19 protein-coding genes and 1 other annotated feature are annotated in these 23,250 nt (G+C 56.6%); of the genes, 6 read left to right on the top strand and 13 right to left on the bottom strand.

Features of this window, described 5'->3' with window-relative positions:
• Positions 1-13: 13 nt before the first annotated feature.
• The 8 genes from pheS to ACGHUK_RS08065 form a co-directional block, all read right to left on the bottom strand.
• The gene (gene pheS / locus ACGHUK_RS08030; protein ID WP_005945958.1) at positions 14-1,036 is read right to left on the bottom strand and encodes a phenylalanine--tRNA ligase subunit alpha; all 1,023 of its coding nucleotides are present in this window, start codon (positions 1,034-1,036) and stop codon (positions 14-16) included.
• Positions 1,037-1,115: 79 nt separating this feature from the next.
• Positions 1,116-1,354, bottom strand: a binding site (T-box leader).
• Between the two features lie 122 nt (positions 1,355-1,476).
• A complete protein-coding gene (locus tag ACGHUK_RS08035) occupies positions 1,477-3,147 on the bottom strand; it encodes a glucosyltransferase domain-containing protein (protein ID WP_390573984.1) in 1,671 nt (556 codons plus the stop codon).
• A 46-nt stretch (positions 3,148-3,193) separates the two neighbouring features.
• Complete coding sequence (locus ACGHUK_RS08040) at positions 3,194-4,819, bottom strand: glucosyltransferase domain-containing protein (protein ID WP_390573985.1); 1,626 nt, start codon at positions 4,817-4,819, stop codon at positions 3,194-3,196.
• A gap of 119 nt (positions 4,820-4,938) precedes the next feature.
• On the bottom strand, positions 4,939-6,120 hold the full coding sequence (locus tag ACGHUK_RS08045) for an FprA family A-type flavoprotein (RefSeq protein ID WP_390573986.1): 1,182 nt from the start codon (positions 6,118-6,120) through the stop codon (positions 4,939-4,941).
• A gap of 129 nt (positions 6,121-6,249) precedes the next feature.
• Positions 6,250-7,587, bottom strand: coding sequence for a DNA recombination protein RmuC (locus ACGHUK_RS08050; RefSeq protein WP_097775384.1), 1,338 nt, complete (start codon positions 7,585-7,587; stop codon positions 6,250-6,252).
• A gap of 62 nt (positions 7,588-7,649) precedes the next feature.
• Complete coding sequence (locus ACGHUK_RS08055) at positions 7,650-8,720, bottom strand: alpha/beta hydrolase (RefSeq protein ID WP_298638384.1); 1,071 nt, start codon at positions 8,718-8,720, stop codon at positions 7,650-7,652.
• Between the two features lie 15 nt (positions 8,721-8,735).
• Positions 8,736-9,812, bottom strand: a complete 1,077-nt coding sequence (locus ACGHUK_RS08060) for an alpha/beta hydrolase (RefSeq protein ID WP_223389754.1) — start codon at positions 9,810-9,812, stop codon at positions 8,736-8,738.
• Between the two features lie 21 nt (positions 9,813-9,833).
• Entirely contained in the window at positions 9,834-10,901 is a 1,068-nt protein-coding gene (locus ACGHUK_RS08065) for an alpha/beta hydrolase (protein ID WP_242960002.1), read from the bottom strand.
• 205 nt (positions 10,902-11,106) lie between these two features.
• Between ACGHUK_RS08065 and ACGHUK_RS08070 the strand changes: the two genes are divergently transcribed.
• The gene (locus ACGHUK_RS08070; RefSeq protein WP_005945939.1) at positions 11,107-11,625 is read left to right on the top strand and encodes a GNAT family N-acetyltransferase; all 519 of its coding nucleotides are present in this window, start codon (positions 11,107-11,109) and stop codon (positions 11,623-11,625) included.
• Between the two features lie 79 nt (positions 11,626-11,704).
• Here ACGHUK_RS08070 and ACGHUK_RS08075 read toward each other — a convergent pair whose 3' ends face one another.
• The 3 genes from ACGHUK_RS08075 to ACGHUK_RS08085 form a co-directional block, all read right to left on the bottom strand.
• Positions 11,705-12,235 carry an HD domain-containing protein gene (locus ACGHUK_RS08075; RefSeq protein ID WP_044954220.1) on the bottom strand — a complete coding sequence of 177 codons (531 nt, stop codon included), beginning with the start codon at positions 12,233-12,235 and terminating at the stop codon, positions 11,705-11,707.
• 35 nt (positions 12,236-12,270) lie between these two features.
• Positions 12,271-12,711: a hypothetical protein gene (locus ACGHUK_RS08080; protein ID WP_005945935.1), complete on the bottom strand. Its 441-nt coding sequence runs from the start codon at positions 12,709-12,711 to the stop codon at positions 12,271-12,273.
• Between the two features lie 114 nt (positions 12,712-12,825).
• The gene (locus ACGHUK_RS08085; protein WP_291015669.1) at positions 12,826-13,605 is read right to left on the bottom strand and encodes an alpha/beta hydrolase; all 780 of its coding nucleotides are present in this window, start codon (positions 13,603-13,605) and stop codon (positions 12,826-12,828) included.
• A gap of 202 nt (positions 13,606-13,807) precedes the next feature.
• On the opposite strand from ACGHUK_RS08085, the gene htpG reads away from it, so the two are divergent.
• The 4 genes from htpG (at position 13,808) to galT (ending at position 20,116) form a co-directional block, all read left to right on the top strand.
• Entirely contained in the window at positions 13,808-15,736 is a 1,929-nt protein-coding gene (gene htpG, locus ACGHUK_RS08090) for a molecular chaperone HtpG (protein WP_005945930.1), read from the top strand.
• A 158-nt stretch (positions 15,737-15,894) separates the two neighbouring features.
• The gene (locus ACGHUK_RS08095) at positions 15,895-16,998 is read left to right on the top strand and encodes a 5-bromo-4-chloroindolyl phosphate hydrolysis family protein (protein WP_390573987.1); all 1,104 of its coding nucleotides are present in this window, start codon (positions 15,895-15,897) and stop codon (positions 16,996-16,998) included.
• A 335-nt stretch (positions 16,999-17,333) separates the two neighbouring features.
• A complete protein-coding gene (locus tag ACGHUK_RS08100; protein ID WP_349935220.1) occupies positions 17,334-18,620 on the top strand; it encodes a galactokinase family protein in 1,287 nt (428 codons plus the stop codon).
• A complete protein-coding gene (galT, locus tag ACGHUK_RS08105) occupies positions 18,617-20,116 on the top strand; it encodes a UDP-glucose--hexose-1-phosphate uridylyltransferase (protein WP_097775378.1) in 1,500 nt (499 codons plus the stop codon). Before ACGHUK_RS08100 ends, galT begins: the two co-directional genes overlap by 4 nt.
• A 191-nt stretch (positions 20,117-20,307) precedes the next feature.
• On the opposite strand, the gene ACGHUK_RS08110 is transcribed toward galT, so the two are convergent.
• Both ACGHUK_RS08110 and ACGHUK_RS08115 read right to left on the bottom strand, forming a co-directional pair.
• The gene (locus ACGHUK_RS08110) at positions 20,308-21,045 is read right to left on the bottom strand and encodes a YebC/PmpR family DNA-binding transcriptional regulator (RefSeq protein WP_044954219.1); all 738 of its coding nucleotides are present in this window, start codon (positions 21,043-21,045) and stop codon (positions 20,308-20,310) included.
• Between the two features lie 181 nt (positions 21,046-21,226).
• On the bottom strand, positions 21,227-22,774 hold the full coding sequence (locus ACGHUK_RS08115) for an RsmB/NOP family class I SAM-dependent RNA methyltransferase (protein ID WP_390573988.1): 1,548 nt from the start codon (positions 22,772-22,774) through the stop codon (positions 21,227-21,229).
• A gap of 105 nt (positions 22,775-22,879) precedes the next feature.
• Between ACGHUK_RS08115 and ACGHUK_RS08120 the strand changes: the two genes are divergently transcribed.
• A complete protein-coding gene (locus ACGHUK_RS08120) occupies positions 22,880-23,062 on the top strand; it encodes a hypothetical protein (RefSeq protein ID WP_097775376.1) in 183 nt (60 codons plus the stop codon).
• Positions 23,063-23,250 lie beyond the last annotated feature (188 nt).

Consider the following 23,250-nt stretch of genomic DNA (forward strand, 5'->3'; position numbering starts at 1 on the left):
CTTCTCTCCCCTCTTATTCGTGGAACTGCTTGAGGAACTGCAGGTTGTTCTCGAACATCAGGCCGATGTTGTTGATGCCATACTTCAGCATAGCGATACGCTCGATGCCAATGCCGAAGGCGAAACCGGAATACTCGTCCGGGTCGATATTGCAGTTCTCCAGCACCTTGCGGTTGACAACGCCGCCGCCCAGCACCTCGATCCAGCCGGTGTGCTTGCACAGCGGGCAGCCCTTGCCGTGGCACTCGAAGCAGCTCACGTCCACCTCCACGCTGGGCTCGGTGAACGGGAAGTAGGAGGGACGCAGGCGGGTGCGGGTGTCAGCGCCGAACAGCTTCTGCACGAAGGTATTCAGTGCGCCCTGCAGGTCGCCCAGGGTGATGCCCTTGTCCACGACCAGACCTTCCATCTGGTGGAACATGGGGCTGTGGGTAGCGTCCGAGTCGGAGCGGAACACACGGCCGGGCATCAGGATCTTGATGGGCGGCTTCTGAACGTCCATGGTGCGGATCTGGCCGCCGGAAGTCTGGGTACGCAGCAGGAACTCCTCCGACAGGTAGAAGGTGTCCTGCATGTCGCGTGCCGGGTGATCTTTGGGCACGTTCAGGCGGGTAAAGTTGTGGTCATCGTCCTCGATCTCCGGGAAGGTACCCACCGAAAAGCCCATGCCGGAGAACACGTCGATGATCTGGTTGGTGATCAGGGTCAGCGGGTGCAGACCGCCCACAGAGCGGGTCTTGGCGGGCAGGGTGATATCCACCGTCTCCGCAGCATTGCGGGCAGCAAGCTCTGCCTGCTTCACCTGTTCTGCAGCAGCGTCGTAATCTGCCTGAACCTTTGCCTTGAGTTCATTGATGATCTTGCCCATAGCGGGGCGCTCTTCCGGCGCAACGGTGCGCAGGTTCTTCATCAGGGCAGGGATCTTGCCGTTTTTGCTGAGGTACTCCTGCCAGAAGGAGGCCAGCGTTTCCTTGCCGGACACCTGACCAAGGCTTTCAGCGGCCTGTTTTGCCAGCTCGTCGATCATTGCTTGCATGGATGTTCTCTCCTTTATTCTTCGTGTTGATGAGCGGAGTGCAACAAAAAAGCTCCGTCCCCTGCCCGATTTCTCAGGCAAAAGGGACGAAGCTGTTGATTCTTAGCTCCGCGGTACCACCCGGTTTCCACCCGTGCACAGATGCCGGGCGGCTCTCAGAACGCCGTAACGGGGCGTGGCCGTTCTGTACTACTGCTGTTTCGCACAGACCGCTCAGGAGCGAACTTCAGCACAGATACACCCGGAAGCCCTCTCAGCCGGTGAAGCTTCTCTCTTTGCCGTGTACGCCATGCCTACTCTCTCCGTCGCTGCGTTTGGGAGTATTCAGGTTTTATAACCAAGAGCTATGTTACCACATTTCGGGACAGTTTGCAAGGGCTGTGCAGTCACTTTCCGCAAAAGTCGCGTTCGTTGGAGGTTTTTTCACAAAGCCGCAGCCATTATGAATCGTTTATGTCATCCATTATGAGCTGAAACAATTCTCTCAGGTCGATTAGTGGCGCAAACTCTTTATCAACTTTGTAATCATCTGAAATTTTTACCACGACCACACCGTCGATCTGCTGGATATATCCTTCCTGCGGATAGACTGGCATCTGTTCCAGCTCTGTTCTGCTGTACAGTTCCCCATACTGTTCCACCGAGCAATGCTTGAGTTTTGCCGGAGTAATATCCCTGAAAACCGCTTTCCAAGACGCTCTGGCCGAGTAATCGTTCAGCCAGAAGCGGCCCATCTGCGCATACGGATTTGCATAGAGGTAATACTCCCTCTTCATAAAACTGGAGTTCGAGCTGGGTCTGCCCACAAACAGCACCGGCAGCTGCTCGTTATCGTCAAAATATCCGCTGCTCATCAGGTCGTCCGCGATGTGATCCGACATGCTCTTGAGTGTTTTTCTTCCCTCATACATAGCTTCCTGATCGATCACGGCAGAGCAGACATTGCCATAGACGACCAAAACCGCAAGTACTACAGCCCCTGTCCGGGCAGCACGTACATACTTTTTTACCATAGGCTGATTTGTGCGCGTCCCTTCAAGCAGCAGCAGACATACCGGCACGAACAGATTCAATCCTTCGCCCATCTGCAAAAGCCAGACCGCCTCGCTTGTGATCAGCATGATGGCATTGCACATGATGGGCAAAACGATCAGCGCTGCCACTCCCAGAAGGATATATTCCCAATTTTTCCGGTGAAGCATTTTTCTGAAGCGGTTCAGCAGTCCGATGCTCAGCGCCAGAAATACCAAAACGAAAAAGCCCACCGGCTGCAGAATGTTATGCCGATAGTAATTCTGAAAAAAGTAAGCTCCAAACAGTTGGTAGGTCTCTGCAATGGCATTGGGCAGATTTTTCAGTATAGAAAGTACCGAAACATCCGCTCCTCCATTATAACTTGCCATCTGCCATCCACATGCCCATACGATCAGCTTTGTGAGCAGGAAATACAAAACCATTCCTGCAGCTGCGCTGCAAAGACTTCTTCCAATGTGGGCATGGACCTTTTCTCTGTCCACATTGCGGAACAGAAGCAGCAGAAGATATGTCAGCAGGAGCAGACAAAAGTTATCAAGGCTCGTCTGATAGCACGCAAGGCTCATGACCAGAAGCAGTGCTCCCTGTACGACCGCTTTTCTAAAATCTGCGGCACGAACCACACGCTCTGCCGCCAGAACGGAAAACAAAAATGAGCAGCCAAACACCGGCGACTGAAACCGATATGACAGCTGTATTCCAGTGACCGTGCTGGCCAGAACAGCCATACCCGCCAGATAGGTCACGACAGAATCCTTCTCTGTAAAAAACTTCCGAAGCAGGGTAACAGCCAGCGCCGACATGGAAAGCATCAGCAATGAATTGAAAGGTTCCGTCTGGATGCCAAACCGCAGCGCATCGATCACCGGCCAGAGCCATCGGCCCGTGACTACCTGCCAATAGCCGCCGAAGAACCATGTATTGTTCCACAATCCGTCAAATGTATTGGTCAGCCGCTGGCTGATCAGCAGGAAAAACACTACCGCCGAAAACAGCAGCATCACCAGAAAATATCTTAGATCCGATATATCCAGCCCAAGGTCGTCCGGTTTCTGTACATCGATTTTTTCTTTCATCGTTATTTTCTCCATCTGTCCCGTTTTATGTTCTCAGGCTCATTTGTTATTCATCGATCAGATAATCCTCTGAAATTTTGATCACATATACGCCGTCCATTTCCTGCATGGAGCCTTTCTCAGGGAATGTCGGCATTCGTTTGATTTCTTCTGTCCGGATCAGTTCGTCATATACCTCATCACTGCACAGCTCCAGCTGCATCGGTGTGAGGTCACGAAACACCGCATTCCATGAGTAGCGCATTGTGGCGGCATTTTCTTTTTCGAAAAGGCCCACCTGTGCGTAGTCGTTTGCATCCCAATAGATGATGTGTGTCCGGAACAGTGGGCTTGCACTGGGGCGGCCTACCAGCATCACTGGCAGTTTTTCCGGCAAATCATAATAGCCCTCTGCCACCAGCTCATCGGCCACAAGGTCCGCGATTTGTTTTGTTGCCTTGCGTCCCTCATACATCGCCTGCTGATCGACCGCCGACATGAATACGCTCCCGTAAACGACAGCAGCCGCCGTAAGCAGGATCAGTGCTTTTTCTGCTTTATTCCAGCATTTGCGGAACGCATCACAGGCTGTTTTTCCCTCCCGGCTGCTGTCCAATAGCCAGAAACAGACCGGCAGGAACAAGGCCAGACCTCCGGACATGGGAATATAAAACGACGCCTGCGAGGTTGCCACCATAAATACCGTGCACATCATGGGCAGCACCAGCAGCGCTGCTGTGCCATAGAAAGTGTTTTCCCAATCTTTCCGGCGTATGAGCCGAACCAGTCTGCACGCAAGCGCGGCACCCACCACACAAAAAATCAAAGCAAATACAACTGCAGTTTCCTGCAGCATATTGTGTTTTACAAGGGTACCAAAGAAATACCGATAAAAAAGCTCATAGCACTTTTCAACGCTGGAAGGAAGATTTTTCAGAATTCCAGACACTGAAATATCTGCACCACCCTGGTAATCGGCCATCGCCGTTCCCGTCGCCCACAGTGTAATCTTTAAGATCAGCAGATACAGCACTGCGCCGGATGCAGCACTTGCCAGGCTTTTGCAAATATATTCCCGAATCTTTTGTTTTTCTCCATTCTGGAAAAGTAGTAGGAGAAAATAGGCCAGCAGCACCAGACAGAAACAGGCAAGGTTCGTCTGGTACAGGCCAAGGCTCAGTGCCAAAAGCACCGCTGCCGGCACAATGCTGCTTACGGCTGATTTTCCCCGGATCACGTGCTCTGTAGCCAGCATTGCAAAGAAAAACGAAAATCCGTACTCCGGTGCAATGAAGTGAAACGAAAGATAGCACCCGACCACAACATTGGAAACATAGCATAAACCTGCGAGCCAGTCAATGCAGGATGTTCTCATCCATGCCGGTTTGAAGAGCATATGAAGCCTGGTGACTCCAAGAGAAACCAGCACCAAGCATACCACCGCATTGATGGGTTCTAGCTGCAGACTGAAACGCAGAAAACTGGTCACCAGCCAGAACCATCGCCCATTGGAAAGCTCCCATGCTCCCGCCATGTACTCAGCCGTTGTCCACAGACCATCCACTGTGTTCGTCAGCTTCAAGCTGATCAGCGGAAAATAGACCATCACCGCAAAGCCCAGCATCACAAAGAAATATTTCTTATCCAACTCCCGCAGCCAGTGTCTGATATCCGCTTTTATTTTTACAGACATGATATTCCTCCATCCATAAACTTCTGCTTTTCAGTATATCAAACTCTTCCACATGGTTCAATAAAAAAATCCCCTGCCGGGCAGTCGGCAGAGGATCTTGCGTATTTTTCCAGAGTGCTTTATTTTGCCACGATTTCTGCAGCCAGAGCATCCATCTGGGCTTCTGCAGCGGCATTGGCGGCAGAACGGATGGTGACCACATTCTCGCAGACGGCGATGTTCTTCATGCTTTCCAGCTCGGCGCGCATGAGCTTTGCGGCCATGGGTGCCCATGTGCCATTCTCCATCAGACCCACCGTGCGGTTCTGGAAGTTCTTGGTCTTGAGGTGGGTCAGCAGATTTTCCATCGGCGGGAAGAGGAAGCCGTCGTAGGTGGCGCAGGCCAGCACGATCTTTCCGCAGCGGAAGGCTTCGGTGACGGCATAGGACACATCCGTGCGGGTCAGGTCCATCTCCACGACCTTTGCGCCCTTTGCACGCAGCTTTTCTGCCATGAGGTGGGCTGCTGCACGGGTGTGGCCGTGGATGGAAGCACTTGCCACAAGGATCTTTTCCGGCTCCTCGGGCTTGTAGCTGGACCAGATGTCGTAGTAGTTCAGGTACTTGCCCAGATCTCCGGTCAGCACCGGGCCGTGCAGCGGGCAAATGGTCTGGATGTCCAGAGCCGCGGCCTTTTTCAGCAGCGCCTGCACCTGCGGGCCGTATTTCCCCACGATGTTCAGGTAGTAGCGGCGGGCTTCGCTGGCCCAGTCGGCCTTTTCGTCAAACTTTGCCACAGCGCCAAAGCGACCGAAGCCATCCGCGGAGAACAGCACCTTTTCGGTGGATTCATAGCTGACCATGACCTCCGGCCAGTGCACCATGGGGGCAAACACAAAGGTCAGGGTGTGGGTGCCAAGGCTCAGGCTCTCGCCGTCCTTCACCACCACGCGGCGCTCCTTTGCCACAGCATCAGCACCAAAGAACTGATCCATATACAGGAAAGTCTTGGCGTTGCCCACCACCTGCATCTCAGGATAGAGTGCCGCCAGCTTTGCAATGTTGGCACCGTGGTCCGGCTCCATGTGGGAGACCACCAGATAATCCGGCTTACGGCCTGCCAGAGCTTCGGTCAGGTTTTCCAGCCACGGCTCGGTAGCGCGGGCATCCACCGTGTCCAGAACGGCGGTCTTTTCGTCCAGAATGACATAGGAATTATAGCTCACGCCGGTGGGCACCGGATACTGGCTCTCGAAGAGGTCGATGGTGGTATCATCCACGCCAACGCCCAAAATGGCTTCACTGATCTTGTTTACGCTCATAATGCTCGGTCTCCTTATTTATATTTTTATGCAGTGCCGCGTTTCTGCGGCGGTTGTTTCTGAGAACAGTTCCTATCATACCACATCGTCAGAAAAATCGCAAGGGATAACGTGGGAATATTCTGCACATCAGAGCTCTTCCCCATTCTCCGGCAGACGTGCCGCCACCGGTTTGCCCGGCTCAGCATCCAGCTCCAGCAGCGCGGCGGCAGCGCTTTCGTCCATGGTCTGCACCGCGCGCAGCTTGCGGCTGATGGCACGGCTGCGCACGCCAATGAGATTATCCAGCTCTTCGTCGGTCTGACGCAGGCGCTGCTGCATCTTGGAAAGCCCCTGCCCGAACTTGTCAAATTCGGTCTTCACCGCACCCAGCAGCTGCCATACCTCACCGGAGCGCTTCTGGATGGCAAGGGTCTTGAAGCCCATCTGCAGGCTGTTGAGCAGCGCTGCCATGGTGCTGGGGCCTGCAATGTTCACCTGATAGTCCCGCTGCAGCACTTCCAGCAGGCCCGCGTTCACCACCTCGGCATACAAACCCTCGAAGGGCAGGAACAGGATGCCGAACGCCGTGGTGTAGGGCGGCTCCACATATTTTTCCCGGATGTCCTTGGCCTCGGCCCGCAGCACCAGCTCCAGTGCGTGGCGGGCGTTCTCCACGGCCTGTGCGTCGCCGGATGCCTGCGCATCCTGTAAATGGGCATAGGTGTCGCCGGGGAACTTGGAGTCGATGGGCAGCCACACCGTGCCGCCGTCCGCGCCGGGCATCCGGATGGCGTACTCCACCCGCTGGGTGCTGCCCGGAATGGTGGCCACGTTGGTGTCGTACTGTTCCGGGGCAAGGATCTCTTCCAGAATGGCTCCCAGCTGGATCTCACCCAGGATGCCGCGGGTCTTCACACCGGAAAGCACCTGTTTCAGCCCGCCCACATCAGCGGCAAGGTTCTGCATTTCGCCAAGACCCTTGTACACCTGTTCCAGCTGGTCGTTCACCGCCTTGAAGCTTTCGGTCACCCGCTTCTGCAATGCATCCTGCAGCTGTTCGTCCACCGTATGGCGGATCTCGTCCAGCTTCTGGGCGTTCTGGGCCTGCAGGGCAGTCATGCCCTCGGCAAGGGTGCGGCGCATCTCTTCCAGCTTGCGGGCGTTGGAGGCTTCCAGCCCCTGCAGGCGCTGCTCCATGGTCTGCTGCTGGGTGCCCTGCCCTGCGGCAAGGGCGGTGCTCATACTCTGCACCGAAGCCTGCAGCGTTTCACTGATGTGGCCCATAGCGGCAAGGTTCTGCTGCGCCATCTCTGCCAGCTTCGCGTCCATCTGGCGGTTCTGCGCTTCCAGCTGCTGACGCAGCCATTCCTTCCGTTCTGCATCGTCCCGGTTTGCGGCAGGCTTTGCCGAGCGGTACAGCAGCAGGGCCATCATCAGGCAGATGGCCACCAGAAGCACCGTGTAAAGAAACGCTAAAAATTCCATAATGTCTCCTATTGCAAAATCCGGGCTGTGCAGCTGCAAAGCCCGGATCTGCGTACTTTATATTATTTTGTCTGTTCTTCCCAGAAGGCAGCGGCTTCGTCCAGCCAGCCATCCGCAGCCGTGCCGCGGCCAAGGCCGATGCCATGGGCTGCGTGGTCATATACCACTTCTTTGTAAGGTACGCCATGCGCGGCCATTGCCTTGCTGAGGGCCGGCCCCTGCAGCGGCCAGCACAGCAGGTTCAAGGTCAGGTCATCCCTGCCATACCAGAAGTACACCGGCGGATAGTCCTCTGTGATCAGGTCGGCAAGGCTGTATTCATAGTAGAACCGGCCGCACACAAAGGGGTCGATGCCCACACGGTAGATCGGTGTGATCTCGGAAAACTGCACGATGGGATACGCCAGGATCACTGCGCCGGGCTTGGGCAGGCCATAGTTTTTATAGCCCAGAGCGTCCGATGCAAACAGGCCCGCCAGATGTCCGCCGGAAGAATAGCCGATCAGGGCGTAGCTTTCCGTCTGCACGCCGAACTGCTGTGCGTGGCCGATGATGTACTTCACCGCCCGTGCAATGTCCTCTATGGGTCCGTTGTTGTCGTTATCCGGGTAGGCGCGGTAGCGCATCACGAACACCGCATAGCCTTTCTGGTGCAGCTGGTAAGCTGTGGAGATGCACTCCTTTAACTCTGCCGTGCGGTTTAGGATGTTGCCGGAGAGCACCAGCGCATACTTTGCATCCGGCGTGCTGGCCGGGTAGTAATAGAACTCCGCATTGTTGCGGGAGCTGTCCTCGGCGATCTCCTGCTCCGAGTAGAGCTTATAGGTGATCTGCACGCCCGCATTGTAATTGCGGATGAGCAGGTTCAGACCATCGGCACAATCCTGTGCCACATGGCTGCTCACATATTTTTCCAGCGTCTGGTCATTGCACCAGTCCTCGGTGCCGGGCAGGTTCTGCTCCTTGGAATAGGTCCAAACGCCTGCGCCAAGGATGCTGGGGTTCGAGCGGATCTCGCCCATGGTGGTCTGCGGCGTGATATCCGGCTCGCCATACTCTGCTGCAAATGCGGGCAGCGCCATCATCAGCAGCAGACAGATACAGGCTGCTGCGGTGCATATCCTGTGTTTCAACTCAACATCTCCTTTTCAGCCGACCTGTTCCTCCCAGAAGGCAACTGCTTCATTCAGCCAGCCCTCCGCATCGGTGCCCTTGCCTGCGGCCACTGCATGGGGAGCATCATCATACACATGGTAGATATGCGTCACATGGTTGCGGGCCAGTGCCTTTTCCAGCACAGGCCCCTGCGCCGACCAGCACATGGTCATAAGGGTCATGTCGTTTTTGCCGTACCAGTGATAGGTAGGCGGGTAATCCGGTGTGATGTAATCAGACAATGTCATTTTATAATACCGCTGCTTGCACACGCCGGGGTCCAGCAGGATATTATAGACCGGTTTGAACTCCAGGAAGGTGTTTACCGGGTAGCCCAGCAGCATGGCACCGGGCTTTGGCAGGCCGTAATTTTTGTAGCCCACCGCGTCGGTGCCGAACAGTCCGGCGATCTGCCCGCCTGAGGAATAACTTACAATGGCATAATCCTCCGCCTGCACGCCAAACTGTCCTGCATGTTCCGTGATGTATTGCACCGCGCGGACCACATCCTGCAGCGGCGCATTGTTGGAAGCCTTCATGCCGATGCGGTAGCGCAGCACGAACACCGGGTAGCCCATTTCGTGCAGGTTCCATGCAGTGGAAATGCCCTCGCGGATCTCCGCACTGACCACGATCGCATTACCGCCGATCACCAGCGCATATTTCTGGTTTGCCTGCGCCCCTTCTGCCGGCAGATAATACAGTTCCACACCGTCCCGGCTGGTATCCTGCGCGATCTCCTCCGCCGTATAAAGCGGGAAGGTCACCCGCTGCCCAGCGTTATAGGTGCGGATCAGATAGTTCAGTCCATCCGCCGCATCCTGTGCCGTCCAGTGATTGGAAAGGCAGCTCAGCGGCTGCGCGTCCCAGTACATCCGGTCCAGCACACGGTCCTGATCCAGCGAGTAGGTGTAGATGCCCGCACCCACAACGCTGGGGTTGGAGCGGATCTCTGCCATTTTGGTGCGCGGTGTGATGTTGGCCTGACCAAGCTCCTCCGCAAACGCCGGCTGTGCCAGCAGGATCATCAGGCCAATACCAAACATCACCGTGCGCAATCGATTTCTCACAGCAATCCCCCGTTTATCTCTTTATTTGCACTGTTTTTCCCAGAATGCCGTTGCCTGCCGGATCCAGCCGTCCGCATCGGTGTGGCGGCCCGGGCCAATGGCGTGGGGTGCGTTCTCGTACACATGGCACTCATAAACAGCCCCGCTCTCCCGGAGCTTGCGCTCCAGCAGCGGCCCCTGCTGGGAGTAGCACATGCGCTGCATATAAAGATCATTTTTGCCGTAGAAGAAATAGGTAGGGGTAAAGTTTTCGTTCACCACATCCGAAATATCGGTCCAGTAGTAACGCCAGCCAAGCACCAGCGGGTCAATGGCCAGCTGATATAGCGGCTTCACCTCAAAGAAATCGTTGATGGGGTAACCCAGCAGCAGCGCTGCAGGCTGTGGGAGGCCAAATGCCTTATAGCCGAACTTTTCGTTGTCTGAGCCGATCAGGCCCACGATGTGTCCGCCGGAAGAAAAGCCCATCAGCGCATAGTTTTCGCGCTGAACGCCAAACTGATCTGCATTTTCGGTCAGGTACTTTACGGCATTGGCAATATCGTACAGTGGCGCATTGTCGGATGCATTCAGGAAAGAGCGGTACCGCAGCACAAAAGCCGCATAGCCCAGCTCGTGCAGCTGGTTGGCAATGGATGCACCCTCGTTCAGCTCTGCGGTAGTGTTGCCGCCGTTGCCGGGCACCACGATGGCGTACTTTGCGTTGGCTGTTTTAGCCGGGAAATAATACAACTGCACCATGCCCAGAGAAGGATTTTCCGCAATTTCTTCCGGGGTATACACCTGCCATGTGATCTGTACGCCCCTGTTGTAGTTTTCGATCACAAGGTTCATGCCTTCGGCGGCATCCTCGGCAGCCGCGTAGCTTACATAGCCCTCAATGGGCGTATCATCGTACTGCGTGCTGCCCTCGATCCATTCGTTGCAGTAGGTATAGTAGCCGGAGCCTTTGATGCTGGGGTTCTCCCGCAGCTCTTTCATGGTCGTCTTTGTTGTGATGTTCGGCTCGCCGTACTCTGCAGCAAATGCCGAAAGCGATACGCACGCCAGCATTCCCAGCGCACACACCATCGTTCTGATCCACTTCATTTTGGGACATCCTCCATTCTGCAGCGGCGTATCCTGCCGTGCTTTTCTTTGTTATGATTTATTGTATCACAAACCTTCCGCTTGTCAAAGAAATTTCTGTGCAGTACGGCGCTTGTACCGCACCGCAAATTCTGCTATACTGGAGCCGGATATTTTTGAGAGTTGAGGGCGCGGAAAGCTATGCACTTTCCGCCGGGATCGAAATATGAGCAAAATCGAGATCCGGCCCATGGAGCCGGAAGACTGGAGCGCTGTTTCCAGAATTTATTTGGAGGGCATTGCTACAGAACATGCCACTTTTCAGACCACCTGTCCGCCGTATTCTGCGTGGGATGCTTCCCACGCAAAAGAATGCCGACTGGTACTGCTGGCCGACGGCGTGATCGCCGGGTGGACGGCGTTGCGCCGGGTGGACCCGCGCTGGTGCTACCGCGGCGTTGCCGAGGTGAGTATTTACGTGGGTGAGCAGTTCCGGGGCCATGGCCTTGGCTATCACCTGCTGACCGAGCTGTGCCATCAGGCAGAAAAGGCCGGCTACTGGACACTGCAGTCCACCGTGCTGCAGGACAACGCTGCCAGCCGCGCCCTGCACACAAAATGCGGCTTTCGCTTAGTGGGCCGCCGGGAACGCATTGCCCGCGACTGTCACGGCCGCTGGCTGGACACATTCTTAATGGAATACCGCGCTGCCGCCAATGAACCGGAAGGCTATAAAAAGCTGTAAGATGCAAAAGAACTCCGCGCCCTGTGAGGTGCGGAGTTCTTTTTTGTCCATTGATAAAATGATAAAGGTAAAAACAGGCTTACCACTCTTCGCCGTCGATGTCCACGCTGCCGTCCACCACGGCACCGGCGCGGGAACGCTGGAACATGCTTTCCACCACGGCGCAGTACTTATCGGCCAGACAGACGATGACTGCTTCGCGGCAGGTGGGCACATGACGGAAGGTCAGCGGCCACATGTGGCTTGCAATGATGCTCTGTTCCTTTCTGGTAATGCTGAACACCCGCTTTGCATTGACGCAGGCATAACCCGGATGGGAGAAGCCGTGCATCTCAAACAGGCGGCGCAGGCCGTGAAAGGTACCGGTGGTGTGCCAGTCGTACAGATAAAAATCATGCAGCAGGGCACCCACTGCCAGCGAGGTCTCGTCAGCGTGCAGATGCAGACGGCGGTTGAGCCAGAAGCTCACCAGCGCCACATTCTTGCAATGCTGGTAGGTGGTGACAGAGCCGTGCTGGATGTACTCCCGCATCCGCTGCACATCCGGGTGATGATCGTATTTTTCAACGATGGCATAAAGCTGTTCGCGCTCGATCTCAGAAAGCTGCATGCTGCAAAATTTCCTTTCGCTTTAAGGTGATGTTTTCAGGAGCGGAGCTGGACCGGATTGGAATTGCCGAAGTTCTCTGCACTGGAAGGGTTCTCCCGCTTGAGGGAAAAATCTACCAGATACTGCTTGCCGTCGCCCAGTTCTTCCAGCTGGGCCAGTTTTGCCTTTGCGGCGGCTTCGTCTGGGTACCACTGGATCAGGAAGAAATTTTCTTCCTCTACACCGTAGTACAGCCACTGGCCGTCGGCACGCAGCCAGTCGTCCAGATGATCCACTTCTTCGCCGTCCGGCAGTCCAAGGCCTTCTTCGGCATAAAGGTTTTCCGGTTCCACCTGCAGCATTTCGATCACCTGAATGGAGCTTTGCAGGTATTCGTCCTGCGAGACCGTCTTGTCCGAAAGCTCCCATCCGGTGAGAAAAGCCTGCATCATCAGGTCGCGCACAGAGATGCGCGGCAGGGTCGGGTCCATAACCATAGGTATTTCCTTCTTCCTTTAGTTTGTCCCTGCTGACCAGTATACGTCAAAGGCTTATGCAAGTCAACAGTTTAATTGTGAATTTTTTGTAGGTTCGTTCAAATATATCCAGACTTAACAGACGGAAAAGGCAAAAGTGTCTCCCAGCCATTCCACTGCCAGTTCCACCCAGTGATGCCGGTGGCGGCTGGGCTGGTCCACCTCTGCCGTGCTGATGCTGGTACCGTGCACCCCCTTTTCAAACAGATGCGCCTCGCAGGGCACGCCCGCCCGGTGCAGAGCGTTCACCAGCATCAGGGTGTTCTCCACCGGAACGGTGGCATCCTCCATGGTGGTCCATACGAACACCGGCGGCGTCTGCGGCGTGATCTTATCCTCCAGCCCGAACACCTGCTGTGCCGCTGGGTCGGCGCTGCCCGCCAGCTGCACAAAGCTGCCGCGGTGGGCATACTGCCCTGCCGTGACCACCGGATAGCCCAGAATGACTGCATTGGGCCGGGGCTGGGCCGCTTCGCCGGGAATGTCCAGCACAGCACCGGAAAGGGCCAGGTGGCCGCCCGCTGAAAAGCCGCACACGGCAATTTTTTCCGGCAGGATATGCCACTGGGCCGCGTGCTGCCGCACAAGACCAATAGCCTCGGCCAGCTGGCGCAGCGGCATGTAGTCCTTTGCCTTTTCGCAGATGGCGTAGTCCAGCACAGCGGTGTGGTACCCCGCCGCCGCAAACTGCAGCGCCACCGGGTCGCCCTCACGGGCACTCACATGGGTATAGCCGCCGCCGGGCACCACCAGCACCAATGGCCGGTCAAGCACATTCGGCATCCGCTCACAGCAATCACGCAGATAAACGGTCAGTGTCCCACCGCCGGCCAGTTCCAGCTGTTTCAGCTGCATGATATTTCCTCCTTTTACAGCATCCTTTGCGGTTCATTATAGCACAAAACGAACCATTTTTTAAACTTTTTATGAAAGCCCTTGATTTTTGCTTTTTGTCGGTGTATATTAGCACTCGAAAGTTACGAGTGCTAAGTATTCAAAAGTAATATCCTATTCCGAGTGCTTGGTGCCGAATACAGATAAAAAGAGGTTTTGCATTATGGCTAAGAAAGAATTTCAGGCTGAAAGCAAAAAGCTGATGGATATGATGATCAACTCCATCTACACCAATAAGGAAATTTTCCTGCGCGAGCTGATCTCCAACGCATCGGATGCCATCGATAAGCTCTATTATAAGAGCCTGACCGATCCTTCTGTGGGCATGAACAAGGGCGATTTCCGCATCCTCATCACCCGCGATAAGGAGAACCGCATCCTGACCATTGAGGATAACGGCATCGGCATGACCAAAGAGGAACTTGAGCAGAATCTGGGCACCATTGCTCACTCCGGTTCTCTGGATTTCAAGAAGGACAACAAGGACGAGAACATCGATATCATCGGTCAGTTTGGTGTCGGCTTCTACTCTTCCTTCATGGTAGCCGATAAAGTCACCGTCATTTCCAAGGCTTATGGCTCGGATGAAGCATGGCAGTGGGAGTCCTCCGGTGTGGACGGCTACGAAATGACCCCCGCTCAGAAGGACACCGCAGGCACCCAGATCATCCTGCACATCAAGCCGGATACTGAGACGGACCACTACGACAACTTCCTCGATGAGTACGGCATCGTGGCCATCGTGAAGAAGTACAGCGACTATGTGCGCTATCCCATCCAGATGGAGCGCCAGCACGAGCGCCAGAAGCCGGAACCCGATCCCAAGCCGGAGGATTATAAGCCCGAATGGGAGACTTACACCGAGCTGGAAACTCTGAACAGCATGGTGCCCATCTGGAAAAAGCAGAAGAGCGAAGTGACCGACGAGGAGTACGCGAACTTCTATAAGGAAAAGTTTGGTGATTATACCGACCCCGCCCGCGTCATCGTCAGCCGCACCGAGGGCACTGCAAATTATAATGCCCTGCTGTTCGTGCCCAGCCACCGTCCCTACGACTTCTACACCAAGGATTATGAAAAGGGTCTGGCCCTGTACGCATCCGGCGTGCTCATTATGGAGAAGTGCGCCGACCTGCTGCCCGATTACTTCAGCTTCGTCAAGGGCATTGTGGACAGTCAGGATCTGAGCCTGAACATCAGCCGCGAGATGCTGCAGAAGGACAACCAGCTCAAGCTGATCCACAACGCTCTGGAGAAAAAGATCAAGAACGAGCTGCACGCCATGCTGGCCAATGACCGCGAGAAGTACGAGGAATTCTGGAAAGAGTTCGGCCGTCAGATCAAGTTCGGTGCTTACTCCGACTACGGCATGCACGCCGAGCTGCTGCGCGACCTGCTGCTGTTCTGGTCTGCCAAGGAGCAGAAGATGGTCACTCTGCAGGAGTATGTGGACAAGATGCCCGCTGAGCAGAAGTATATCTACTTTGCTGCCGGTGATTCTACCGACCGTCTGGCAAAGCTGCCCGCTGCTGAGCTGGTCATGGATAAGGGCTATGACGTCCTGCTGCTGACCGAAGACGTGGATGAGTTCTGCCTGCAGATCCTGCGCACCTATCCCCGCAAGGATGCCGAAGGCAAGGACGGCACCGTGGAGTTCAAGAATGTCAACAGCGGTGATCTGGGCCTTGAGACCGAGGAAGAGAAGAAGGCCGCCGAGGACGCTACCGCTGAGAACAAGAGCCTGTTCGATGCCATGAAGGACGCACTGGACGGCAAGGTGAAAGAGGTCAAGGTCTCTACCCGCCTGAAGGATCACCCTGTGTGCCTGAGTGCTGACGGCCCGCTGTCCATTGAGATGGAAAAAGTGCTGTCCAAGCAGCCCGGCAGCGAAGGCGTAAAGAGCGATAAGGTTCTGGAACTGAATGTCAACCACCCCGTGTTTGCCGTGCTCAAGGCCGCACAGGAGGCCGGTGACACCGACAAGCTCAAGAAGTACAGTGCTCTGCTGTACGCACAGGCTCAGCTGATCGAAGGCCTGCCGGTGGATGATCCCGCCGCCTACGCCGAGGCCGTCTGCAGCCTGATGAAGTAACTTTTTCCGGCAGGCAGCAGACTTACTCCCCTGCCGCTTCCACGCACATCAATATTTCCCCCTTAACAAAAAGGCCGTGCTCCGCTATAATAGAGTGGAACGCGGTCTTTTTCTGTTCTTTTGCCGGACAGTCAGGATAAATTGAGAGGTTTTTGCTCATGCAGCCCAAAAAACATTATTTTGCCCACATCCCCACCATTGCCATCTTTATTGTGTTTGCCATGTCGGCACCGCTGGGCGTGCTGCTGTTCATCTTAAAAAGCATCGATAAAAACGCCGAAAAAGAGGAAACGGCTGCTGCGCAGGCGCAGGCAGACTATCGTTCCGACCTCGGCCCCGTACCTGCGCAGACGGCCCCCCGGCAGGAAAACGAGCCAGCCTACGGCCACGATGTTCCCACCAAAGAGCAGAAGGACGCTAAGGAGCGTCATAAACTCCTTACCACCCTGTGCACCATCGGCGGTGCTGTCTTTCTGTTCGCGGGCTTCAGCACCCTGTTCATGGATGGCGCTGACAGCATGATGGAGGCGTTTACCGCCATTGCCCAGATGCTGGGCGGCGGCGCTGCTCTGCTAACCGGCCTGCGCATGGATCGTACCCGCAAGCTGGAACGCCTGTTGGACAAGATCGCAGGCGACCGCGACAATATTCCGCTGGACGAGCTGTTTGCTGCCGCGGGCATCGATGCCGCAAAGGGCCGCACCGTGGTGGAAAGTGCTATTTCCCACGGTTACTTCGGTGCAGATGCTTACATTGATAACCGCACCAATACTCTGGTAGTGCGCGGCGCGGCTCCCCAGCCGCCCCGGAAGCCGAAGCCTGCGCCCGCCCCAGAACCTGCACCAGCGGACCAATATACCGCAATTCTGCAACAGCTGCGGCAGGTCAACGATGCCATCCCGGACCCCGTGATGACCATCAAGATCAGCCGTCTGGAAGCGGTCAGTGCCCGCATCTTTGAGCTGGCAAAGCAGGACCCCGGCAAAAAGGCTCAGCTGCAGAAATTCATGGACTACTATCTGCCCACCGCCCTCAAGCTGCTGAACACCTACGCCAGCCTTCCTGCGCAGGATGTGCAGGGGGAAAACATCGCCGATGCCAAAAAGAACATCGAGCGCAGCATGGACCTGCTGGTGACCGCCTTTGAAAATCAGCTGGACAAGCTGTTCCAGTCCGACGCACTGGACGTTTCGGCAGATGTGGCCGCACTGGAAGGGATGCTGAACATGGACGGCCTGACCGGAAACGAGTTTACAAAATAATATTTTGGGAAACAGGGAAAAGGCCCATGAGCTTTTTCCCTGTTTTTTCAAAGCGCAAATCTCCATGTTGTGCAGCTCTTGTCCGTCCCGCGCAAAGCCGTGGATTTGCAGGCATTTTTGCCAATGGTTTTTCCGTTTTATATCTAATTTTATTTCAACCGTCAAATTCCACTCTGTGCGCCAATTTCAGTCTTTTTGCATCTTTTCATCCAGATGCAACAATAACACATGGTTTTTTCTGTCCGGATTTTATATGATAAGGACAGAAGTGTGCAGAGCATCCTGTATGCGGCCCTGCACTGCAGTTCCAACCCGCTCAAAAGGAGGATTATCCTATGATGAAATCTGTTTCCGCATGGAAGCAGGAGCTTTCCAGCGGCGCTCACGCTGCCCGGCTGGCAGCACTTTACTGCTGTGCGCCCGACGAAACTCCTGCACAGGCTGCCCGCTACGAAGCTGTTCTGAATGGTCTGGATGCCACCTTTGGCCCCCATGCTGAAGCTGGTCTTTACAGTGCCCCCGGCCGCACCGAGATCGGCGGCAACCACACCGACCACCAGCATGGCCGCGTGCTGGCCGGCAGCGTGAATATTGATATGATCGCTGCCGCCGCGCCCAACACCCTGAACCAGCTGCGCGTGCAGAGCGAAGGCTACGACCTGTGTGTGATCGGCCTTGATGACCTTGCTGCCCGCAAGGAAGAGGAAAACACTACCCTCTCTCTGCTGCGCGGCGAATGCGAAGCCTTCCGTCAGCGCGGCGCAAAGCTGGCCGGTCTGGATGTGTACATTTCCTCCAACGTGCCCAAGGGCAGCGGCGTTTCTTCCTCCGCCGCCTTTGAAGTGCTGATCGGTGTGATCCTGAATGACTGCTTCATGACCGATAAAGTCTCCCCCATCGAGATCGCGCAGATCGGCCAGTGGGCAGAGAACGTCTACTTTGGCAAGCCCTGCGGCCTGATGGATCAGATGGCTTCCAGCGTTGGCAACATTATTACCATTGATTTTGCGGACCCTGCCCACCCGGATGTGGAGCCGGTGGCCGTGGATTTCTCCAAGGCAGGTCTTGCCCTGTGCATTCTGGATTCCTGCGCAGATCATGCCGACCTGACCGATGAATATGCCGCTGTGCCCGCCGAGTGCCGCGCTGTGGCTGCTGTGTGCGGCGGCGAAGTGCTGCGGGATGTGCCGTTTGAGACTTTCCTTGCAAAGCTTCCGGAGTGTCGCAAGCAGTGCGGCGACCGTGCCGTGCTGCGCGCTTTCCATATCTATGCCGATAACGACCGCGTGGCAAAACAGGTAGCTGCCCTGCGCGAGGGCGATTTTGGCACTTTCCTGCGTCTGGTCAACGAGTCCGGCCACAGCAGCTGGGAATACCTGCAGAACGTGATCCCCGCCGGTTACAAGGAGCATCAGGAGATGGGCGTGACCATTGCAGCTGCCAAGCATTATCTGAACGGCAAGGGCGCTGTGCGCGTGCACGGCGGCGGCTTTGCCGGTACGGCTCAGGCCTTTGTGCCGGTGGAAATGCTGGCCGACTTCAAGGCCCACATGGAAGCCATCCTTGGTGAGGGCCGCTGCCATGTGCTGAGCATCCGCCCGGAAGGAGGCGCAGTCCTGTGATCTCTACCGCCATCCAGCAGCTCGTGAATTACGGGCTGGACACCGGCCTTATCCTGCCCGATGATGAAATTTACATCCGCAACCAGCTGCTTATGACCATGCAGCTGGACGACTTTACCGCGCCGGAGGGCGAGGTGTGCTATACCGATCTGGAAAGCATCCTCAAAACGCTGGTAGATGATGCCGTTGCCCGCGGTGTGTGCGAGGACAACTCCACCGCCCGCGACCTGTTCGACACAAAGCTCATGGGCGTATTGACCCCGCGGCCCAGCATCGTGCGCGCCAATTTCGAGGAACGCTACGAAAGCGAAGGCCCGCAGGCCGCCACCGACTGGTTCTATAAATTCAGTCAGGACACCGATTATATCCGCCGCTACCGCATCAAACGCGACCTGAAATGGGTCACCAAGACCCCCTACGGCGATCTGGATATCACCATCAACCTCTCGAAGCCCGAAAAAGACCCCAAGGCCATTGCCGCCGCCAAACTGGCTCCCCAGAGCGCCTACCCCAAGTGCCAGCTCTGCGCCGAGAACGAAGGCTATGCAGGCCGCATGAACCACCCTGCCCGCGAGAATCACCGCATCATCCCTCTCACCATCAACGACAGCGCTTGGAACCTGCAGTACAGCCCCTACGTCTACTACAACGAGCACTGCATCGTGTTCAACAACCAGCACACTCCCATGAAGATCGAGCGTGCTACCTTCCGCAAGCTGCTGGATTTCGTGGGCCTGTTCCCCCACTATTTCGTGGGCAGCAACGCCGACCTGCCCATCGTGGGCGGCAGCATTCTCAGCCACGACCATTTCCAGGGCGGCCACTATGAATTCGCTATGGCAAAGGCTCCCGTCGAGAAGAAGTGGGTCTTCCCCGGTTTTGAGGATGTGGATGCCGGTATCGTGCACTGGCCCATGAGCTGCATCCGCCTGACCAGCGAGGATGATGCCCGTCTTGTGGAGCTGGCCGATAAAATTCTGACCGCATGGCGCGGCTACTCGGACGAAAAATGCTTCATCTTTGCCGAGACCGACGGCGAGCCACATAACACCATCACCCCCATTGCCCGGATGCGGGACGGCAAGTATCAGCTGGATCTGGTGCTGCGCAACAATATCACCACCCCGGAGCATCCGCTGGGCGTGTTCCATCCCCATGCAAAGCTGCATCACATCAAAAAGGAAAACATCGGCCTGATTGAGGTCATGGGCCTTGCCGTGCTGCCCAGCCGCTTGAAAAAGGAGCTGTTTGAGCTGGCCGATGCACTGGTGGCCCGCACCCCGGTGAGCCAGTACCCGGAAGAACTGCAGAAGCACGCCGAGTGGGCCGAGGATATTCTTGCCCGCCACCCGGAACTGAACGGCGACACCGTGCACCTCATTCTGCAGGACGAGGTGGGCCATGTGTTCGCTCAGGTATTGGCCGATGCCGGTGTCTATAAAATGGACGAGGCTGGCCGCGCAGGCTTTGTGCGGTTCCTTGCAAGCGTGCAATAATCTATTAAAAAACGCTCTCCCCCTTTCCCCCGCCGGTATGCCTTGCCGACGGGGGATTTTTATTGTTCAGTGGAGGTCCCAAGACGTTTTCAGTCCCGTAACACAGCACAAAAAAGCCGCCTTTCGTGCCAATTAGCACAAAAAGCGGCTTTTTATCGTCTTATTTCAGGAGCAAAGAGCCTTGCGGAAGGTTATTCCGGCAGATCCTCTTCGTTCTCCAGGCTGTGCCAGACGTTCTGGACATCATCATTGTCTTCCAGCGCATCCAGCAGCTTGCCCATCAGCTTCAGCTGGTCGGGGTCGGTCAGGCGGGTGGTGGTCATGGGCACCATGGCCAGATCGTCGGAGAGGATCTCGTAGCCCTTCTCCTCCATGGCCTTGACCACAGCAGAATAGTTCTCGGGATCGGTGGTGATCTCGGCTGCATCCTCGCTGGCATCGAAGTCCTCAGCACCAGCATCCAGAGCATCCATCATAGCCTCGTCGGCATCCTTATCTTCCAGAGAGATGTCAATGACACCCTTCTGGCTGAACAGGAAGCCCACGCAGCCCATAGCACCCAGATTGCCGCCGTTCTTGTCGAAGTAGTGGCGCAGGTCGGCAGCGGTACGGTTGCGGTTGTCGGTCAGGGTCTCCACCATGACAGCAACGCCGCCGGGGCCGTAGCCTTCGTAGGTGATTGCTTCATACTCGGTCTTATCGCCGCCCTCAGCCTTCTTGATGATGCGCTGGATGTTATCGTTGGGCACGCTCATGCGCTTTGCCTTGGCGATCAGGTCAGCCAGCTTGCTGTTGGAAGCAGGGTTCGGGCCGCCGGTACGCACGGCAACGCTGATCTCGCGGCCGATCTTGGTAAAGACCTTTGCCTTTGCGCCATCGGTCTTTTCCTTCTTGCGCTTAATATTGTTCCATTTGCTATGTCCAGACATGGGAAAGAGCCTCCTGTATATTCTCAAATCTCCGCCTGCGGGCAGACGGGCTGTGGTCGCCCGCATTGTGGCAGCACACAAAATCTAACTCTATTATTGTAGCACAACCGGGCAGAGCGTTCAAGCCTTATCCGCCCGGTTTTCAGCATTCTGCGCGGAAAAATGCGCTTTTTCTGCCCGTTCACAGCAGCCGCAGCGCCTTGGGATAATGGTTTTTCACCCGCCCGCCGGACACCTTGCCGCCACCCAGCGGCCAGCCGTCCACCGTCACGCAGCACCAGCCGTCAGCAGCGATGCGGGCTTCCACCTCACGGCCGGAAAGATACTCCACGCAGCGCGGGTCATCAAGGGTGAGTTCTTCGCGGTTTACGCACTGTGCGCCAAATGCCGTGAACAGATGGTGCTCCGGCACAAAGCGGCCTTTCTGCACGCTGCCCACAAATACGCCCGCCCGCAGCACATGCAGGTTCGTCTGCGGGAACGGCACCGGCAGCAGCACACCGCCGCCGTGCACCACAGCCGGGCGGTCAACCAGCGCCGGGAAATACTGCCCGGCAAACGCGTGCCATGCTGCAAGGCTCTGGGCAGGACTTGTCTCCCCTGCCTGTGCTTCGCGGCTGCGCTTTTCACCCTGCACCGCTTCCCGGCAGGCACGGGCATTCTCGCGGCGGGCACTGCGGGCATCCGCAGCCTTGGCAGGCTTGCCGCCCTTCCCCTTGGCCTTTTTGCCCGCAGCTTCCGCTGCTGCCAGCCAGAGCTGTTCTTCGGCAGTGTACTCGCCCTCTGCGGGCAGAACGCGCGGAGTGCCAGCTTTGACGAGCCGGGCCATAAAGTGGCCCTCGCCGCCCTGACAGGGCCAGATACGGCGCACCTTGCTCACATCCAGCGGCAGGCCGCCGGTGCGGTTGGCTTCGCCCTCACTGCCAAAGGTGTAGTCCACATTGCCAAGCGCATCCGCAAGGGTGAACTCCGGGTGGCGCTGCAGGAACGCCGCCACCTGTCCCTCGTCCTCCTCGGGTGCAAAGGTGCAGGTGGAATACACCAGCTGCCCGCCCGGGGCCAGCACAGCGGCTGCACAGTCCAGAATTTCTGCACCCAGCTCAGCACACTGCTTCACCAGCGCTTCACAGTGCTGCTGACGGGCCACCGGCTCCTTGCGGAACATTCCCTCGCCGGAACAGGGCGCGTCCACCAGCACCCGGTCAAAAAATTCCGGCAGCGCATCCGCAATGCGGGCAGGTGCTTCGTTCAGCACCACCGCATTGGGCACGCCCATGCGTTCCAGATTGCTTTTCAGGATATCCGCACGAGCTGCAACGTATTCGTTGCTCACCAGCACACCCCGGCCCTGCAGCGCCGCCGCCAGCTGGCTGCTTTTGCCGCCGGGCGCGGCGCACATGTCCAGCACACGCATCCCGGGCTGCACGCCCAGCAGGGGTGCCGCCGAGGACGCAGACGGCTCCTGCGAGTAGAACACGCCCGCATGGTGGTACGGATGCCGCCCGGGCCGGAATTTCAAATCATCCGGCTGATGCACCACGAATGCCGCCTTGCAAAAGGGCGATGCTTCCAGTGGGAAATCGGCTTTTGCGGCAAACTGCTCCGGTGAGCTGCGCAGGGCCGACACCGTTACGCCGCGCTCCGCCGTTTCCTGCGGGGCTGCATACAGGACATCGAACCGGTCTCCCAGCAGAGCGCGCTCCCGCTGTTCAAAATATTCCATGGGCATTCTGCATTCCTCCTGTGGGATGTATAAAGCCGCCGTCCGCGGCCAAACTAGGTCTTGTGAGGGGCACACCGCCCCGCACGGAAAACCGAAAGGAGATCATTCACTATGGCAACCGAAAACCGCAGCAATAACTGCAAGAATCAGACCTCGAACCGCACGTCCAACCAGACCACCAACAGCGCCACCAACGAGCACAAGCACCCCAACCAGTACACCAAGGGTGCCGACGATGAGAGCGCCAAGAACTCCACGAGCAGCCGTTCCAGCAACGCCAAAAACAGCCGCTGACGCTGCCCTTCGCGCCTGATGGACCACGGGCGCGAACCTCTGATCTTTCTCAAATCGCAAAGCCCGCTGCCCTCCGGCACTGTTTTCCAGTGCGGAAAGCAGCGGGCTTTCGCGTCAGAAGTTGTTTTTATAGTCAGGGTGCGCCGAATGGGCGCGGCTTTTTGCCGCCAGACAAGGCGGTTTTCCGC

The sequence above is a fragment of the Faecalibacterium sp. i25-0019-C1 genome, assembly GCF_042854225.1.
GTDB classification, from domain to species: Bacteria; Bacillota; Clostridia; order Oscillospirales; family Ruminococcaceae; genus Faecalibacterium; species Faecalibacterium taiwanense.

Excerpts from the sequence above, each read along its gene's own strand:
- pheS (WP_005945958.1), bottom strand. The coding sequence starts at position 1,036 with ATGCAAGCAATGATCGACGAGCTGGCAAAACAGGCCGCTGAAAGCCTT.
- ACGHUK_RS08035 (WP_390573984.1), bottom strand. The coding sequence starts at position 3,147 with ATGAAAGAAAAAATCGATGTACAGAAACCGGACGACCTTGGGCTGGAT.
- ACGHUK_RS08040 (WP_390573985.1), bottom strand. The coding sequence starts at position 4,819 with ATGTCTGTAAAAATAAAAGCGGATATCAGACACTGGCTGCGGGAGTTG.
- ACGHUK_RS08045 (WP_390573986.1), bottom strand. The coding sequence starts at position 6,120 with ATGAGCGTAAACAAGATCAGTGAAGCCATTTTGGGCGTTGGCGTGGAT.
- ACGHUK_RS08050 (WP_097775384.1), bottom strand. The coding sequence starts at position 7,587 with ATGGAATTTTTAGCGTTTCTTTACACGGTGCTTCTGGTGGCCATCTGC.
- ACGHUK_RS08065 (WP_242960002.1), bottom strand. The coding sequence starts at position 10,901 with ATGAAGTGGATCAGAACGATGGTGTGTGCGCTGGGAATGCTGGCGTGC.
- ACGHUK_RS08070 (WP_005945939.1), top strand. The coding sequence starts at position 11,107 with ATGAGCAAAATCGAGATCCGGCCCATGGAGCCGGAAGACTGGAGCGCT.
- ACGHUK_RS08075 (WP_044954220.1), bottom strand. The coding sequence starts at position 12,235 with ATGCAGCTTTCTGAGATCGAGCGCGAACAGCTTTATGCCATCGTTGAA.
- ACGHUK_RS08080 (WP_005945935.1), bottom strand. The coding sequence starts at position 12,711 with ATGGTTATGGACCCGACCCTGCCGCGCATCTCTGTGCGCGACCTGATG.
- ACGHUK_RS08085 (WP_291015669.1), bottom strand. The coding sequence starts at position 13,605 with ATGCAGCTGAAACAGCTGGAACTGGCCGGCGGTGGGACACTGACCGTT.
- htpG (WP_005945930.1), top strand. The coding sequence starts at position 13,808 with ATGGCTAAGAAAGAATTTCAGGCTGAAAGCAAAAAGCTGATGGATATG.
- ACGHUK_RS08095 (WP_390573987.1), top strand. The coding sequence starts at position 15,895 with ATGCAGCCCAAAAAACATTATTTTGCCCACATCCCCACCATTGCCATC.
- ACGHUK_RS08100 (WP_349935220.1), top strand. The coding sequence starts at position 17,334 with ATGATGAAATCTGTTTCCGCATGGAAGCAGGAGCTTTCCAGCGGCGCT.
- ACGHUK_RS08110 (WP_044954219.1), bottom strand. The coding sequence starts at position 21,045 with ATGTCTGGACATAGCAAATGGAACAATATTAAGCGCAAGAAGGAAAAG.
- ACGHUK_RS08115 (WP_390573988.1), bottom strand. The coding sequence starts at position 22,774 with ATGCCCATGGAATATTTTGAACAGCGGGAGCGCGCTCTGCTGGGAGAC.
- ACGHUK_RS08120 (WP_097775376.1), top strand. The coding sequence starts at position 22,880 with ATGGCAACCGAAAACCGCAGCAATAACTGCAAGAATCAGACCTCGAAC.